The 14,543-nt window shown below is 73.5% G+C and carries 14 protein-coding genes; 8 read left to right on the top strand and 6 right to left on the bottom strand.

Annotation, left to right across the window (positions count from 1 at the left end; all coding sequences use genetic code 11):
* Positions 1-27 precede the first annotated feature (27 nt).
* Positions 28-1,302: a hypothetical protein gene (locus ABZ990_RS05235; RefSeq protein WP_361225505.1), complete on the top strand. Its 1,275-nt coding sequence runs from the start codon at positions 28-30 to the stop codon at positions 1,300-1,302.
* Between the two features lie 113 nt (positions 1,303-1,415).
* Here ABZ990_RS05235 and ABZ990_RS05230 read toward each other — a convergent pair whose 3' ends face one another.
* On the bottom strand, positions 1,416-2,093 hold the full coding sequence (locus tag ABZ990_RS05230) for a response regulator transcription factor (RefSeq protein WP_361225502.1): 678 nt from the start codon (positions 2,091-2,093) through the stop codon (positions 1,416-1,418).
* Positions 2,090-3,322 (bottom strand): histidine kinase, encoded by a 1,233-nt coding sequence (locus ABZ990_RS05225; protein WP_361225499.1) that lies wholly within the window; start codon positions 3,320-3,322, stop codon positions 2,090-2,092. The genes ABZ990_RS05230 and ABZ990_RS05225 overlap by 4 nt, the downstream gene beginning before the upstream one ends.
* A gap of 205 nt (positions 3,323-3,527) precedes the next feature.
* Between ABZ990_RS05225 and ABZ990_RS05220 the strand changes: the two genes are divergently transcribed.
* The gene (locus ABZ990_RS05220; protein WP_361225496.1) at positions 3,528-3,950 is read left to right on the top strand and encodes a DUF2690 domain-containing protein; all 423 of its coding nucleotides are present in this window, start codon (positions 3,528-3,530) and stop codon (positions 3,948-3,950) included.
* 159 nt (positions 3,951-4,109) lie between these two features.
* On the opposite strand, the gene sph is transcribed toward ABZ990_RS05220, so the two are convergent.
* Complete coding sequence (gene sph / locus ABZ990_RS05215) at positions 4,110-5,201, bottom strand: sphingomyelin phosphodiesterase (RefSeq protein ID WP_361225493.1); 1,092 nt, start codon at positions 5,199-5,201, stop codon at positions 4,110-4,112.
* 162 nt (positions 5,202-5,363) lie between these two features.
* Between sph and ABZ990_RS05210 the strand changes: the two genes are divergently transcribed.
* The 3 genes from ABZ990_RS05210 to ABZ990_RS05200 all read left to right on the top strand — a co-directional run bounded on the left by ABZ990_RS05210 (position 5,364) and on the right by ABZ990_RS05200 (position 7,868).
* A complete protein-coding gene (locus ABZ990_RS05210; protein WP_361225490.1) occupies positions 5,364-5,849 on the top strand; it encodes a hypothetical protein in 486 nt (161 codons plus the stop codon).
* A gap of 325 nt (positions 5,850-6,174) precedes the next feature.
* Positions 6,175-7,119 (top strand): oxygenase MpaB family protein, encoded by a 945-nt coding sequence (locus ABZ990_RS05205; RefSeq protein WP_361225487.1) that lies wholly within the window; start codon positions 6,175-6,177, stop codon positions 7,117-7,119.
* A gap of 110 nt (positions 7,120-7,229) precedes the next feature.
* On the top strand, positions 7,230-7,868 hold the full coding sequence (locus ABZ990_RS05200; RefSeq protein WP_361225484.1) for a LysE family translocator: 639 nt from the start codon (positions 7,230-7,232) through the stop codon (positions 7,866-7,868).
* 108 nt (positions 7,869-7,976) lie between these two features.
* Here ABZ990_RS05200 and ABZ990_RS05195 read toward each other — a convergent pair whose 3' ends face one another.
* On the bottom strand, positions 7,977-8,570 hold the full coding sequence (locus tag ABZ990_RS05195; RefSeq protein WP_361225481.1) for a TetR/AcrR family transcriptional regulator: 594 nt from the start codon (positions 8,568-8,570) through the stop codon (positions 7,977-7,979).
* Between the two features lie 47 nt (positions 8,571-8,617).
* Between ABZ990_RS05195 and ABZ990_RS05190 the strand changes: the two genes are divergently transcribed.
* Positions 8,618-9,169, top strand: a complete 552-nt coding sequence (locus ABZ990_RS05190; protein ID WP_361225478.1) for a GNAT family protein — start codon at positions 8,618-8,620, stop codon at positions 9,167-9,169.
* 118 nt (positions 9,170-9,287) lie between these two features.
* Here the strand turns inward: ABZ990_RS05190 and ABZ990_RS05185 are convergent, their stop codons facing one another.
* Positions 9,288-10,829 (bottom strand): M1 family metallopeptidase, encoded by a 1,542-nt coding sequence (locus tag ABZ990_RS05185; RefSeq protein ID WP_361225475.1) that lies wholly within the window; start codon positions 10,827-10,829, stop codon positions 9,288-9,290.
* A 496-nt stretch (positions 10,830-11,325) separates the two neighbouring features.
* On the opposite strand from ABZ990_RS05185, the gene ABZ990_RS05180 reads away from it, so the two are divergent.
* Positions 11,326-12,639, top strand: coding sequence for a M14 family metallocarboxypeptidase (locus ABZ990_RS05180; RefSeq protein WP_361225472.1), 1,314 nt, complete (start codon positions 11,326-11,328; stop codon positions 12,637-12,639).
* Between the two features lie 117 nt (positions 12,640-12,756).
* Positions 12,757-13,068: a hypothetical protein gene (locus ABZ990_RS05175; RefSeq protein ID WP_361225469.1), complete on the top strand. Its 312-nt coding sequence runs from the start codon at positions 12,757-12,759 to the stop codon at positions 13,066-13,068.
* Positions 13,069-13,483: 415 nt separating this feature from the next.
* On the opposite strand, the gene ABZ990_RS05170 is transcribed toward ABZ990_RS05175, so the two are convergent.
* Positions 13,484-14,446, bottom strand: a complete 963-nt coding sequence (locus ABZ990_RS05170; RefSeq protein ID WP_361225466.1) for an FAD-dependent oxidoreductase — start codon at positions 14,444-14,446, stop codon at positions 13,484-13,486.
* Between the last annotated feature and the right edge of the window lie 97 nt (positions 14,447-14,543).

Below are 14,543 nucleotides of genomic sequence, written 5' to 3'. Positions count from 1 at the left end.
CAGGTTTCCCCCCGTAGACCTCCCCGTATGACAACGACAGCGGAAGCGCGCACGCGCAGCGGGCGCCTCATGCTCAACAAGGTCCCCGAGGTCACCCTCTGGTTCTGGGTGATCAAGATCCTGTGCACCACCGTCGGCGAGAGCTTCGCCGACTGGATCGACATGAAGCTGGGCGTCGGCCTGGTGAACACGGCCTGGATCTTCACCGCCGTGTTGGTGGCGGTCCTGGCCGTCCAGGTGCGGCTCAAGCGGTACGTCCCGTTCCCCTACTGGCTGACCGTGGTCGTCGTCAGCGTCACGGGCACGCTGTACACCGACATCCTCACCGACCGGCTCGGCGTGCCGCTGTGGATCAGCTCCGCCGTGTTCTCGGTCCTGCTCGCCGTGGTCTTCGGCGTGTGGTGGCTGCGCGAGCGCACCCTCTCGATCCACTCGGTCACGACGCTTCCGCGCGAGTCGTTCTACTGGCTCGCCGTTCTCGTCACCTTCGCGCTCGGCACCGCGACCGGCGACTGGACCCTCGAACTCACCGGCTGGAGCCCGGGCGCCTCGGTACTGCTGCCGCTCGGCCTCATCGCGGCCATCACGCTGTTGTGGAAGTGCGGCGCGAACCCGGTGCTGTCCTTCTGGCTCGCCTACATCCTGACCCGCCCGCTGGGCGCCAACATCGGCGACTGGCTCGCGTCCCCGAAGGTCGCGCAGAGCCCGGGGGACCCGACCGGTCTCGCGCTGGGCACCTTCACCACCAGCCTGATCTTCCTCGGCCTCATCCTGGCGACGGTGGTCTATCTGACCGTGACGCGCTCGGACGTGACCGAGACCTACGAGGCGGCCCGTGCCGCACAGGCCACCGGCGACCCGCGCAAGGAGCGCGTCGCGCTGGCCGGCATCGGACTGCTCGCCGTCGCGACCACGAGCCTGCTGGTCTGGGCCCACGGCCGGCCGCATGTCGGGCCGGCGCCGGAGGCCGACGACACCTCCGCCGTCCGGATGGCTCCGGGCGTGGCGGTGAAGAAGTTCCCGCCCGCCAAGGTCTCCGCGCTGCGGACCCTCGCCGCGACCTCGCTCAAGGACGCACGCTCCGGGGACGCGAAGGGCGCGCACGCGGCCGCCCAGTCGCTGCGTGACCTGTGGGACGCCGACCAGGCGTCGTTGCAGCCGCTGGACGACACCGGCTGGACCTCCATCGACGCGCAGATGGACACGGTGCTCAAGACCTTCGGTATCGATCACTCGAACCCGCCGATGTCGCCCGCGCGGCAGGAGAAGGAACTGAACGCCCTCCTGACGGACATGGGCTGACGGACCGTACGCCCCGTTCCCCGTCGCTCCGCCTGGCCCGTCGTCCCGCCCGTCGTCCCGCCCGGCGACGGGCCGCGGACCGGCCTGTCGGAGGTCCTGTGCCGGACGGCCTGTCACAGGGGCGAGCTCCCGGGAACCACGAGGCCCGACTCGTAGGCGACGACGACGGCCTGGGCGCGGCTGTCGACGTGGAGCTTGGTCATCGTGCGGTTGAGATGGGTCTTGACGGTGGCTTCGCCGATGAAGAGCCGGGCGGCGATCTCGGTGTTGGACAGGCCGCGGGCGGTGAGCCGGAGGACTTCGCTCTCCCGCGCGGTCAGTACGTCCAGGTCCCGGCCCGGGTCGGCGGGCGCCTCGGGGTCGGCGTGGGTCACGTACGTCTCGATGAGGCGCCGGGTGACGCTGGGGGCGAAGAGCGTGTCGCCGCGGGCCACCGCGGTGACGGCCTCGACGAGCCGCTGGGGGCCGGTGTCCTTGAGGAGGAAGCCGGAGGCGCCGGCGCGGAGGGCCGCGTACACGTACTCGTCGAGATCGAAGGTGGTCAGGACCAGGACGCGCGGCGCGGGGTCGGTCCCGGCGGTCAGGATGCGCTCGGTGGCCTCCGCGCCGTTCATGCCCGGCATGCGGATGTCCATGAGGACGACGTCGGGGCGGGTACGGGCGGCCAGCTCGATCGCGCTCTCGCCGTCGGCGGCCTCGGCGACGACGCTGATGCCGGGGGTGGCCTGCAACAGCGTGACCAGACCGAACCGGATCAGCTCCTGGTCGTCCACCACGAGTACGTCGATCACCGGCCGGAGGTCCCTTCGGCGACGGGCAGTCTGAGGCGCACGGCGAAACCCCCTTCGGCCCGAGGGCCCGCGTCGACATTTCCGCCGTACAGCCTTGCCCGTTCCCGCATGCCGATCAAGCCGTGTCCCGGGCGCGCCCCGACGTTGGCCGGATCCCGGTGCCCACCGTGGCCGACGTGGTCGCGGTCACGGTCGCGGTGACCGTCGTCGGTGATCGTGATGGACAGGTGGTCCGGGGCGTAGACGACGAGGACGGTGGCGCGGGCGGGCCGGGCGTGTTTGAGGACGTTGGTGAGGGCTTCCTGGACGACCCGGTACGCGCACAGTTCGGCGCCCGGCGCGAGCGGGCGGGGTGTGCCGGTCGTCGTGAGGGCGACGGGAACGCCCGCGGAGCGGACGCGCGCGGCCACGTCGGGGAGTTGGGCCAGGCCGGGCATCGGCGCGTCCCAGGCGGCGGCCTCGCTCTCGGCCTCGGAGCGCAGCAGGGTCAGCATGCGGCGCAACTCGTTCAGCCCCTCCTGGCTGGTCGAGGAGATGGTGTCGAGGGCGGTCCGCGCGGTGCCGGGGGCGGACTCGAAGACGTAACCGGCCATGCCCGCCTGGATGTTGATGACCGACATGTGGTGGGCGACCACGTCGTGCAGTTCGCGGGCGATGCGGTGCTGCTCCTCGATCACGGCCCGGCGGGCCCGTTCTTCCTGTGCCTCGCGCAACTGCGCGGTAAGCAGGGCGAGTCGGCGGTTGCGCGAGGCGATCCGGCGGGCGTTGTTGCCGAGTTCCCAGACGACGGCGGGCAGTGCGACGGCCTGGATGAGTGCGGTGGTGAGACCGATCTCGGGGGCGCTCAGCCCGCTGTAGAGCGTGACGGCCGCCACCAGACCGGCGCCCAGGGAGGCGATACGGAAGGGGCGTTGGGCGGCGAGGCTGTAGAAGGCGACGGCCGGTAGCCAGACGTTCAGCGAGGGGACGTAACCGGCGGTGAGATAGCAGGCGAAGGCCAGACAGGAGGCCGTCAGGGCGGCCATCGGGGCGACCCGGCGGAAGGCGAGCGGGGCGCCGACGAGCACGGTGAGCGCGTACGCCGCCGCGTCGAACGGCGGCCAGCCCTGGGGCTGGTAGAGGCGGCCGGCTCCGGCGGTCGCGGCGATCAGCCCCAGAGCGAGGGCCGTGTCGACGACCCGGGGGTCCACCTGGCGAAGCCGCGCCGCCCACGCGGCCCTGGAGCGCATCGGACGATCGTAGAGCCCGACCGGCGTGCCCGTCGTGGCGCGCCAGGGGCGGCGGGCGCTGCGGACCGTGTACCGCAGAGGTTTACCCCGCCGGTCAACTCGACGGTGGACGCCCGGAGTCGGGCCACCGGGAGAAGGTGTGAGGGCAAGGGCGCGGGCCGCACCGAGCGGCCGGCGCCTCCCGCTCCACGATCAGGGGGAACAGATGAAGATCGGCAAGCGCACCGGTATCGCGGTGTCCGCGATGGCCCTGCTGCTGGGTGTCGCCGGCGGTACGGCCCAGGCGGCCCAGACGACGACCACCGGCACGACGGGGACCCTCGCGTGCAGCACCAGCAGCGCCACCACCCCGCGCACGGCGACCGTCGACACCATCCACATCGAGCTGCGATACAGCACGTCCAGCCGCTGTGCGTGGGGCCGTATCACCAACGCGGACCCGGGCGACCAGGTGTGGGTCGACCGCTCCAGCAACGGAGGGTCCAGCTGGTCGGGCCCGCTCGGCTTGACCACGGTGCAGTACGGCACGGACACCTACACTCCGGCGTACAGCGACGCCGGTTATGTGATGCGGGCCTGCGCCTGGAACGACACCACCGGCCACATCAAGTGCACCGGCTGGTACTGAGATCCCGCTGCCGGTACGCGGGTTCCGCTCCGGCAGGCGCTCCGCCGGTGACCGGCCGGTGATCACGCGGTGACCTGCCGTTCGCGGCGATCAGGGACGGTGGTGGCTCTCCACGGGGGGGGAGGACCACCACCGTCCCGCTTGGTCCGCCGCGCGGTCCTACGGCGCGACGTCCCCGACGACCGGGTAGTGGTCGGACAGGTTGGTGTACGTGTAGTCCTTGCCCCAGCTGGTGACCGTCCACGGCGCGGTCCGCTCCGGCACCACGGTGTTCGTCCAGCCCGCCGGACGGGGGTGGCCCGAGCGGTACAGGATGTAGTCGAGGTCCTCGCGCGGCTCGCCCGGGTAACGGTCGAGGGCGATCGAGTTGAGCGTGGTGTCGAAGGAGTACGGGTGCCCGGCGCGGGCGTCCGCGCCGGCCAGGTCCGCGTCGGCGAGCATCGTCGCGTACTCGGGGGTGCGCGAGTCCACGTTCATGTCGCCCGCCACGATGACCTCCTCGTCCGCCGGGATGTTCTTGGCGTCGAGGAAGGCGTCGACGGCCTTGAACTGGGCGCTGCGGATCCGGGCCGGCTCGCCCGCCGAGCACCCCGAGTCGGTGGACTGCGTGTGCGTGCCGACCACGTGCACCCGGGTGCCGTTCACGTCCAGGACCGCGTAGACGAAGCCCTTGTTCGAGAACCAGTCGGAGCCGCAGCCGTCCTTGTACACCCACTGCTCCTTGCGGACGATCGGCCACTTGCTGAGCACGGTCACCCCGCCGTCCTCCGGCGTCAGGGCCGAGTAGGAGCCGCCCGTGGCGTCCCAGCCCGACTTCGAGCGGCCGAGGACCGGGGTCTGGTACGGGTACTGCGCGGCGGCCTTCGCCTTCAGGGCGTCGGAGGAGGAGTTGTCGAAGGCCTCCTGGAGCACCACGACGTCCTGCCCCTGGAAGAAGGACGCGGCCGGTATCGCCGCGGCCCGGTGGTCCTGCCCCCAGTTCGGGTACAGGTTCTTGGACATCAGGAACGTGTTGTACGTCAGCACCTTCAGGTGCGGGGCGGTGGCGGCCTGGCCGGCCGAGGCGATCGAGGTGATCGGGGCGATCGGAGCGGCCTGGGCGGAGGCGGCGGGTGCGGCGGCCGTCAGCGCGGTGGCGGCGAGCGTGACCGACACGGCCGTGGACAGGGCGGCGCCGGGGATCCGGCGGAGGGCGGCGAGCGGCACTGAAACTCCCGGGGAAGAAGTGGGGTTTGAACCGGCGCCGCACATCAAAGCAGCCGCGGTTACCTTCGGGTAGCCTCCAGGTGCCGCGCATATGGAGCGGTGCGCACGAGCCGGCCAACTTCCCGGCCGCCTTCCCGGCCGTCCTCCCGCCGGCGTCCGGCCACCCACCCCGGTCGGCCGGCCCTCGCGGGCAGGTAGAATGCGCGCATGACCCTCGCGAACAAGCAGATCTTCCCCATGGACCTGGGTCCCCTGAACCCGGTCTGGGCCGAGCTCATCCTCGGCGCCGTCCTCTTTGCCCTGACCTTCCTGATCCTGGCGAAGGGGATCCTCCCGAAGATCAACCGCACGCTCGCCGAGCGTGAGGACGCGATCGAGGGCGGCACCGGCCGCGCCGACGACCTGCGCGCCGAGGCCACCGCCATCCGTGAGCAGTACGAGGCCGAGCTGGCCGAGGCCCGCCACGACGCGGCCCGCATCCGCTCGCAGGCCACCGAAGAGGGCTCCGCGGCCATCGCCGCCGCCCGCGCCGAGGGCATCGCCGAGCGCGACGGCATCCTGGCCGCCGGTCACCAGCAGATCGCGACCGAGCGCGAGGCCGCCGAGCGCGAGCTCTCCACCGACGTCGACGCCTGGGCCCAGGCCCTGGCCGGCCGCATCGTCGGCGAGCCGGTCGGCGCGCAGCGCGCCTGACGCACCGAGAACACCCGTACGGGGCCGTGCCCCGGGCCATCGAGCCCGGGTCGCGGCCCCGCGTCGTATCCGCGCCCGGTCCGTCCGGCTCCCGGCACTCCCGGCAGCGGACGCACTCCGCCCGAGGGACTTCGGGCCCCGGGCCTCTTGAGCTGCCGCGCCTTCCAGGGCCGTCGGATCTCGCGCGTCGTGCGCACCGCGCCCGCCGCCCGCACCGCGCCCGCCGTACGCGGCCCGGCAGGCCTCGCGTACCCGCATCCCTTGCAGGTCGTACGCGACTCGGGGCAGCCTGGGAGGCCGTAGCGAACAGGCACGAGGGAACCGCATGAGCGAGCACGTCCGCATGTCCCGCCCGCACCCGGGCTCCGGCCAGGCGCCGGCCGAGCCGTCCGCTCCCGCCCCGGGCCGGTCCCGGCGCGAGGCCGCGCCCGACCCCGTACCGCCGCCGGTCGGCGGGGTGCTGTGGACCGTCGCCGGAGACATACGGGCCCTGCTGATGCTGCCCGCCGCCCTCACCATGCAGGTCGCCCACCCCGCCATCGGCGCGGGCGTCGACGACCACTCCGTCTTCCGCACCGATCCCTGGGGCCGCGGCGAACGCTCCCTGCGCTCGCTCCAGCTGTGGATCTACGGCGGTCCCGCCGCCGTGGAGGAGGGCCGCCGGCTCCGTACGATGCACAAGCGGATCCAGGGCACCGACGCCCACGGCCGCCGGTACCACGCGCTCACCCCCGCCCACTACGCGTGGGTGCACGCCACCGGCTACCCCGTCTACCGGCACGGCCTCGGGCTGCTCGCGCGCCCGCTCACCGAGGCCCAGGAACGGCGGCTCTACGCGGAATGGCTCCAGGTCGGCCGGGTGCTCGGCATCCACGACCGCGACATGCCCCAGACGATCGAGGAGTTCTGGCCGTACTACCGGCGCGTCCTCGACGAGGAGCTGGAGGCCACCGTCGTCGTCCGCGAACTGATCGACCCCGACGCCGCCGTCCCGGCCCCCGACCGGGGCCCGCTGCCCCTGCGGCTCGCCCTCCGGATGGCATGGCCCTGGCTGCGCGGCCCCTTCCAGCGCGTCCGGTCCTTCCTCACCATCGGCCTGATGCCGCCGGACGCCCGCGCCGCCCTCGGCCTCGCGTGGACGGACACCCAGGAACGCCGGCTGCGCCGGATCGCCCGAGTCGTCCGGCTCGTCGTCCCGGTCCTCCCCGAGCGGCTGCGCTACCTCCCCCTGGCCTACCGCGCCCGCCGCGCGGCCCGGGCAGGCGCGTAGCCGGACGTCGCGTCCCGGACCAAGGAAGCAAGGAGCCAAGAGGGCGGTGTGTGCGGCCCGCAGGGGGCGGGTGCGCAGGTCGGAAGGCCGGTGTCATAGGCTGGCCTTCCATGGCAATAAGCACTTCGCTGTGGTCCTTCGCCCTCGTCGTAGGGCTTCTCACCCTGACTCCCGGTCTCGACACCGCTCTGATCCTGCGCACCTCCGCCCTCGGCCGGCGCCGCAGAGCCTGGGGCGTCGTCCTCGGAATCCAGTCGGGCACCTTCCTGTGGGGCGCCCTCACCTCCGTGGGCGTGACCGCGCTCTTCACCGCCTCGCACCTCGCCTATGTGACGTTGCGCTGGGCCGGCGCCGCCTATCTCGTCTGGATGGGCGTCCGCATGCTGCGGGACACCTTCCGGGGCCTGCCCGTGACCGGCGCCGGCGAGGCCGAGCCGCCCGCCGGGGAGGACTCGGTCACCGGCGGCTGGCGGCAGGGGACGCTCACCAACCTCCTCAACCCCAAGATGGGCGCCTTCTACGTCGCCGTCCTGCCCCAGTTCATCCCCGCCGGCGCGAGCCACTTCACCATGGGGCTGATGCTCACCGCGGTGCACATCGGCATCGGTGTGATGTGGTCGGCCGTCCTGATCGGCTGCGCCCGGGTGCTGCACGGCTGGCTCCGCAAGCCGCAGGCCCGCCGCCTGCTCGACCGGATCACCGGGACCGTCATCGCCGCCTTCGGGGTCCGGCTCGCGCTCGGCGACTGAGGGGGCCGGGGCTCGGGACTCAGGGGGCCGGGGCTGAGGGGCCGGGACGAGCCGGGCGCCTCGGGCGTCGGCAGAGCCCCAGAACCCCAGAGCCCCAGCGCCCAGGACTCAGGCCGACCGGGTGGCCAGCGCGGCCAGGTAGTCGTCCACCAGCGCGGTCTGGCGCTCGGGCGGGAAGGCCGCCGGATTGAAGAGGGTCTGGACGACGAGCCCGAGGGCGAAGGACTGGGCGGCGGTGGCCAGATCGGCCGGATCGCCCGGAGGGAGTTCGCCGAGGGCCTGCGCGGTCGCGATCAGCCCCGCGAGCCGGTCCCGGCTGTCGCCGTACTTCCCGGCGTAGTCGGCACCCAGCGCCGGGTCGGCGAGGGCGGTGTCCCAGGAGGAGACCCAGATCCGGTTGCTCGCGGTCGCCTCGTCGGTGAGCGGCAGGATGTCGAGCAGCGCGGCGCGGACCGCCGCCAGGCCCTGGTCGGCGGCCCGCCGGGGGCGTGCGGCGGTGCGCTCGTGCAGCAGGTCGAGGGCGTACGCGATCAGGTCGCGCTTGGCCGGGAAGTAGTGGGTCAGCAGACCGGTGGTGGCGCCGAGTTCGGTGGCGACGGCGCGCAGGGTCAGGCCGCTGAAGCCGTGTGCGGCCAGGACGCGCCAGACCGCCTCGGAGACGTCCCGGCGGCGGGCTTCGTGGTCACCCTTGGTACGTGGCATGCTGCTACGGTAATAGTCATAACGCTTGTTGTGTGAATGAGGTCCCCATGTTCTCCCTCCCGCTGCGGGACGACGCCGTCCTCCGGCCGCTCGAAGCCAGGCACGCCGAGGAGTTCGCCGCCCACCTCGACCGGGCGCGCGACCACATCCGTCCCTGGGTCGGGCAGGCATTCGTCACCACCGGTGTCGACGGTGCCCGCGGCACCCTCGTCCGTTACGGCGAGCGGCAGGCCACCGACGGCGGCCGGCTCTACGGGATCTGGCGCGCGGGCACCCTCGTCGGCGGCGTGATGTTCACCTCCTTCGACGCCGCCGACGGCAACTGCGAGCTGGGCTGCTGGCTCGAACCGGCCGGCGAGGGCCACGGCCTGATCACCGCCGCCTGTACCCGGCTCCTCGACTGGGCCCTCGTCGAGCGCGGTCTGCACCGCGCCGAATGGCACTGCCGGGCCGACAACGAGCGCAGCGCCGCCGTCGCCCAGCGGCTCGGCATGACCCTGGAAGGGGTCAGCCGCGAGACCTGGACCTACGACGGGGTCCGCCACGACAAGCAGCAGTGGGCCGTGCTCGCCCGCGAGTGGCAGGCCCACCGCGGCTGACGGCTGACGGCTGACGCGCCGGCCCCGGCCCCGGCGGCCGTACCCCGGCCCCTGGTTTCGCCGGAGGCCGGGGCCCGCCCCCCCCGACCGGGCCCCGGCCCCGCCGCCCGACCCGCCCTCAGTGCCCGTCGCGCGCGTGGATGGTGTTCGTCGCCGCGATCTTCCGCCACGACTTCGGCTGGACGGGCTTCGCCGTCGTTGCCCCCGAGGCCGCCGACAGACCCGCCGCCGCAGCCGCCCGCGCCCCGGGCTTCACCGGCTGGTAGAGCCAGGTGTCGAAGAGCCCCGCGAGCGGCTTGCCGGAGACCCGCTCCGCGTACCGGACGAAGTCGCCGACATGGGCGTTGCCGTACGCGTGCTCACGCGGCCAGCCCTTGAGGATCGCGAAGAAGTCCTTGTCCCCGATCGCGTCGCGCAGCGCCTGGAGCGCCAGCGCGCCCCGGTCGTACACGGCGGCGTGGAACTGGTCGTCGGCGCCCGGGTCGCCCGGCTTCACCTTCCAGAACGGGTCGTCCGCCGGCCGTGCCGCGTACGTGTAGTCCGCCAGCTGCCGCGCCGTGCCCTCGCCCTCCTTCTCCGACCACAGCCACTGGCTGTAGCGGGCGAAGCCCTCGTTGATCCAGATGTCCTTCCAGTCCGCGACCGACACGCTGTCGCCGTACCACTGGTGTGCCAGTTCGTGCACCACCACCGACACGTTGGAGCCGTTCGCGAACTGCCGGGGGCTGTAGAAGGGCCGGGTCTGGGTCTCCAGGGCGAAACCGCTGGGCACGTTCGGCACATAGCCGCCGAGCGCGCTGAAGGGGTACGGGCCGAAGACCGACTCCAGCCACTCCGCGACCTCGGTACTGCGCTCGACCGAGGCCCGCGCGGCGCCCGCGTTCGCGCCGAGGTCCTTGCTGTAGGCGTTGAGGACGGGCAGACCGTTCGCCGTGACATCGGTCGTGATGTCGAACTTGCCGATGGCGAGCGTGGCCAGGTAGGTGGCCTGCGGCTTGTCGGAGCGCCAGTTGTAGCGGGTCCAGCCCAGCTTCGAGGACTGCGACACCAGCACGCCGTTGCTGATGGCCTGGGTGCCGTCCGGCACCTGCACGGAGACGTCGAAGGTCGCCTTGTCCCGCGGGTGGTCGTTCGACGGGAACCACCACACGGCCGAGTCCGGCTCCTGCGCCGCCACGCCCCCGTCCGGGGTGCGCTGCCACGCCGACCAGCCGTCGATCGTGAACTCGGACGGCTTGCCCGCGTACTTCACCACCACCGATATCGGGGTGTCCTTCTTCAGCGGGGCCGCCGGGGTGATCTCCAGCTCGTGGTCGCCGGACGCGGCGAACGCCGCGACCCGGCCGTTCACCCGCACCTCGCTCGCCCGCAGCCCGAGGTCGAGATTGAAGCGGGACAGGTCCTGCAGGGTGGTGGCGAGGATCGTCGCCGTGCCCTCCAGGAGGTCCGTCGCGGGCTGGTACGTCAGCCGCAGGTCGTAGTGCGAGACGTCGTAGCCGCCGTTGCCGCTGGTGGGGTAGTACGAGTCGCCGATGCCCGGCGCGCCCGGCGTCGCGCCCGCCTTCGGCGCGGGGCCCCGGCCGGCGGCGTCCGCCGTGAACGGGACCGCCAGCAGCAGGGCGGCGGCGAGGGCGCTCGGAACGATGATTCTGCGGTGCACGGGTGCTCCCCAAGTCGTGAGAAACGTACGGCCACGAGTGGGCGTGGCCGGGTCCATGGCGAGCCCATCAGACCCCGGACGCCCAGGCACGTCCAGAGCGCCTCCCGTCACACGATCGCCATCCGGTCGACACGAACCCCCGCGTACGCGCCTTTCCTCACCCGTAGCACCGTGCGCGTCCGCCTCACCCGCGACACGCGTGCGGCGGCGCTCTTCCGCGCCGGAGGAGGCCGGGATACGTTCCGCCCCATGCCGATACGTGTGCGGCCGGTCCGCGACGGCCGTCCCGTCCCGCCCCGCGTAACTCCTGTGGGGCGAGTGACGGCCCGGCCCCGATCCGCCTCATCCCGCCCCGCGCCGTCCCCTCCGCCCCCGCACAGCCCCGGACAGCCCCGAGCCGTCCCCTTCCGCCCCGCACCGCCCCCGCACCGTGTCGCCCCGACCGGCGCCCCGCGCACGCGAAGCGCGCCGGCGCCCCGAATCCCGGTGAGGTCCGATGACCCGCACTTCCCGTTTCCGCCGGCACGCGTTCACCGGCGCGGCGGCCGTCGCCGCGCTCGGTCTGCCCCTGCTCGCCGGCCCCACCGAGGCGGCGGGCAGCATGGCCGCGCCGTCCGGGTCCGCGCTCCCGCGCACGGGCTTCGAGACGAGCGACGGCGCCCGCTGGACCACCGAGGCCGAGGAGACCGCCTTCCTGGCCGCCGTCGACCGCGACAGCCCGCGCCTGACGGTCCGTACCCTCGGCACCACCGCCGAGGGCCGGCCGCTCCGGCTCGCCGCGCTCGGCACCGGTGCCACCACCGTGCTCCTCATCTGCTCCCAGCACGGTGACGAACCCGCCGGCCGCGAGACCTGTCTGGGCACCCTGCGCGATCTCGCGTACGCCGAGGACGCCGCGTCCCGGCGCTTCCTCGCCCGCACCACCCTCCTCGTGGTCCCCACCGCCAACCCCGACGGCCGCGCGGCGAACACCCGCGGCAACAGCTCCGGCACCGACATCAACCGCGACCACCTCGCCCTCACCACCGCCGAGGCGCGCACCCTCGCGGCGGTGATCCGCGACCGGCGCCCCGAACTCGTCTACGACCTCCACGAGTACAGCGCCACCCCGCGCTACTACGACAAGGACCTGCTCGCGCTCTGGCCGCGCAACCTGAACACCGCGCCCCGGGTCCACGACGAGGCGCACACCCTGTCCGAGTCGTACGTACGGCCCGGTGCCACGCGCGCCGGATTCAGCACCGGGACCTACGGCATCTGGACCGACCCCGTCACCGGCGAGCCCGTCAAGCAGGTCGCGGGCGACGGGCAGGAACGCATCCTGCGCAACACCGCGGGCCTCAAGCACGCCGTCGGCCTGCTCGTCGAGACCCGCGAGGACGCCTTCGACCCGGCCGAGCAGAACGACCCGGCCCTCAATCACCGGCGCCGGGTATCCACTCAACAGGCGGCACTACAAGGGATGTTCGACTATCTCGACGAGCGCCGCGGACCCCTCATGGCCGCCACCGCCGCGGCCCGCCGCGCCGGTCTGTCCGACCGGGGCCCGATCCTCCTCGGCGGTGCCGACAACGACCCCGCGGAACCCGGCGACATCCTCCAGGACCCGCCCTGCGCCTACCGTTTGACGAAGGGTCAATATCAGGATGTACGGGATGAGTTGGCCCTGCACGGGGTGACCGTACGACCGGACGGCGACGCGGGCGTCCTCGTACCGCTGCGGCAGTCCCTGCGCGCCCTCGTACCGCTGCTGCTCGATCCCCGGGCGGAATACGGGCTGACTCGCGGAGAGCCTGTGGAGAGGTGTTGAGGAACCGGTGACCGCTGTCATCCTCAAGGGAGCCGTTGATCATTGAGGGCTAGGGTCGTCAACAGGTACTGACCATACCCAACGGGCTTCTCCTGCCCGGAACACGAAAGTGACACCATGACGACCCACGCGCCGCGTCCGCGCCGCATCCTGTCCGTTCTCGCCGCGACGACGCTGCTGGCCGGGGGCCTGTTGCTCGGGCAGACCGTGACCGCCGCACCGGCCCAGGCGGCCGGCAAGACGGTCACGTGCGACGTCCCGAAGATGCGGCAGGAGTCCCAGGCCCTGCGCTCCAAGGCCGCCAAGCTGAAGAAGCTCGGAGCGCGGGAGGAGGCCCGCAAGGCGACGGCCAAGGCCGACGCGCTCGACAAGCGCGTCCGCGCCTGTCGGGACGCCGACAGCCACGCCCCGAAGCCCTTCCCGGGCTGACCCGCACGGGTGCCGCCGGAGTCGGCCCCCCGGGACAGGCCCCAGGACGGGCCCCGGGACCGGCACCCCGGGCTCGCCCCCTTGGGGACCGGCACCTCCGGCACCCGCACCGGCCGACCGCAGCCACCGGCACGGAAGACCGCCGGTGCCGCACCGGCCCGCACCACGTCACCCCGCATGAGACCGGCCCACGCGGCACCACACGCTTCGGCCGGGCCCAACCGCCCGTCCGGCGAATCCCCACGCTTCGCCGGGCGGGCGCCGCGCGTTCCAGCCCGGCAGCCCGGCAGCCCGGCAGCCCGGCCCCGATACCCCGGCTGCCCGCCCGGCCGCCCTGACACCCCGGCTTCCCGCCCGGCGGCTTCCCGCCTGGCCGCCTGCCGTGGCGTCCCGGCATCCCGCCCGGCGCCCCGGCTCAGCCGTCGCAGACCAGCCGCGCCACCCGGTCCGCGCAGCCCCACGCCACCGTGACCCCCGCGCCCCCGTGCCCGTAGTCGTGCACCAGCAGCGCTCCGCCCGGCAGCCGCCCCGTCTCCAGCCGCACCCCGCCGGTACGGGAGGGCCGCAGCCCCACCCGGTGACCGAGCACGCGGGCGTCCGCGATCTCGGGGCGGACCCGCGCGCACCGGGCGATGATCGCCTCCGCCGTCGCCGGATCGGGCTTCATCTCCTCCTCGTGCTCCCCGGCCGTGCCGCCGAGCACCAGCCGGTCCGCGTGCGGGAAGAAGTACACGGGATCGGCCACCCCGCTCCCGGACACGGCGAACCAGCTGTCCACCCCCGGGTTCTCCACCAGGACCAGCTGCCCGCGCACCGCGTGCATCCGGTCGTCGCCCATCAGCTCGCGCGCCCCGAGCCCCGTGCAGTTGACCACCACCCGCGCCCCGGCGGCCTCCGCCTCGGCGAGATCCTTCACCACGCGCTGCTCGAAGACCCCGCCCAGCGCTTCGAGACGACCGCGCAGCCACGCCAGATGCACCGGCATGTCCACCAGCGGAAGCCGCGCCGCGATCCCCGTCCCGTACGGCCCCGGCACCTCCTCGTCCGGAATCGACCGCAGCCCCGGCACCCCGGCCGCCCAGCCGCTGAGCTTCTCCAGCGGGGTGCCCGCGTGCACGCCCGGCACCCACCGGACGCCCGTCGCCGCCGGCTCGGCCGTCAGCTCCTCGTACACCCGCAGCGTGGCCAGCGACCAGTCGCCGACCTCCGCCTCCGGCTCTATTCGGTACGGCCACCACAGGGCCCCGGCCACCGCCGACGTCGTCCCGGTCACGTCGTCCCGCGACCACACCCTGACCCGCCGGCCCCGCTCCGCGAGCCGGATCGCCGCCGTCAGACCCACGACCCCGCCGCCCACCACGATCACATCGCTGTCCATGGCGGGACGGTACCGCCGCCCCGCCCGCCCGCACAGGGCCGTCTCATGAGCCGGGCCGGGACGTGCCCCCGTCGCCCGCGCGGGTCCGTTCCACGGG

The organism is Streptomyces sp. NPDC046203, assembly GCF_040646255.1.
GTDB lineage: Bacteria > Actinomycetota > Actinomycetes > Streptomycetales > Streptomycetaceae > Streptomyces.
The sequence above is the reverse complement of the archived record's forward strand: the minus strand, read 5'-3'. Positions and strand labels throughout refer to the sequence as shown.

Excerpts from the sequence above, each read along its gene's own strand:
- ABZ990_RS05235 (WP_361225505.1), top strand. The coding sequence starts at position 28 with ATGACAACGACAGCGGAAGCGCGCACGCGCAGCGGGCGCCTCATGCTC.
- ABZ990_RS05225 (WP_361225499.1), bottom strand. The coding sequence starts at position 3,322 with ATGCGCTCCAGGGCCGCGTGGGCGGCGCGGCTTCGCCAGGTGGACCCC.
- ABZ990_RS05220 (WP_361225496.1), top strand. The coding sequence starts at position 3,528 with ATGAAGATCGGCAAGCGCACCGGTATCGCGGTGTCCGCGATGGCCCTG.
- sph (WP_361225493.1), bottom strand. The coding sequence starts at position 5,201 with ATGTGCGGCGCCGGTTCAAACCCCACTTCTTCCCCGGGAGTTTCAGTG.
- ABZ990_RS05210 (WP_361225490.1), top strand. The coding sequence starts at position 5,364 with ATGACCCTCGCGAACAAGCAGATCTTCCCCATGGACCTGGGTCCCCTG.
- ABZ990_RS05205 (WP_361225487.1), top strand. The coding sequence starts at position 6,175 with ATGAGCGAGCACGTCCGCATGTCCCGCCCGCACCCGGGCTCCGGCCAG.
- ABZ990_RS05200 (WP_361225484.1), top strand. The coding sequence starts at position 7,230 with ATGGCAATAAGCACTTCGCTGTGGTCCTTCGCCCTCGTCGTAGGGCTT.
- ABZ990_RS05195 (WP_361225481.1), bottom strand. The coding sequence starts at position 8,570 with ATGCCACGTACCAAGGGTGACCACGAAGCCCGCCGCCGGGACGTCTCC.
- ABZ990_RS05190 (WP_361225478.1), top strand. The coding sequence starts at position 8,618 with ATGTTCTCCCTCCCGCTGCGGGACGACGCCGTCCTCCGGCCGCTCGAA.
- ABZ990_RS05180 (WP_361225472.1), top strand. The coding sequence starts at position 11,326 with ATGACCCGCACTTCCCGTTTCCGCCGGCACGCGTTCACCGGCGCGGCG.
- ABZ990_RS05175 (WP_361225469.1), top strand. The coding sequence starts at position 12,757 with ATGACGACCCACGCGCCGCGTCCGCGCCGCATCCTGTCCGTTCTCGCC.
- ABZ990_RS05170 (WP_361225466.1), bottom strand. The coding sequence starts at position 14,446 with ATGGACAGCGATGTGATCGTGGTGGGCGGCGGGGTCGTGGGTCTGACG.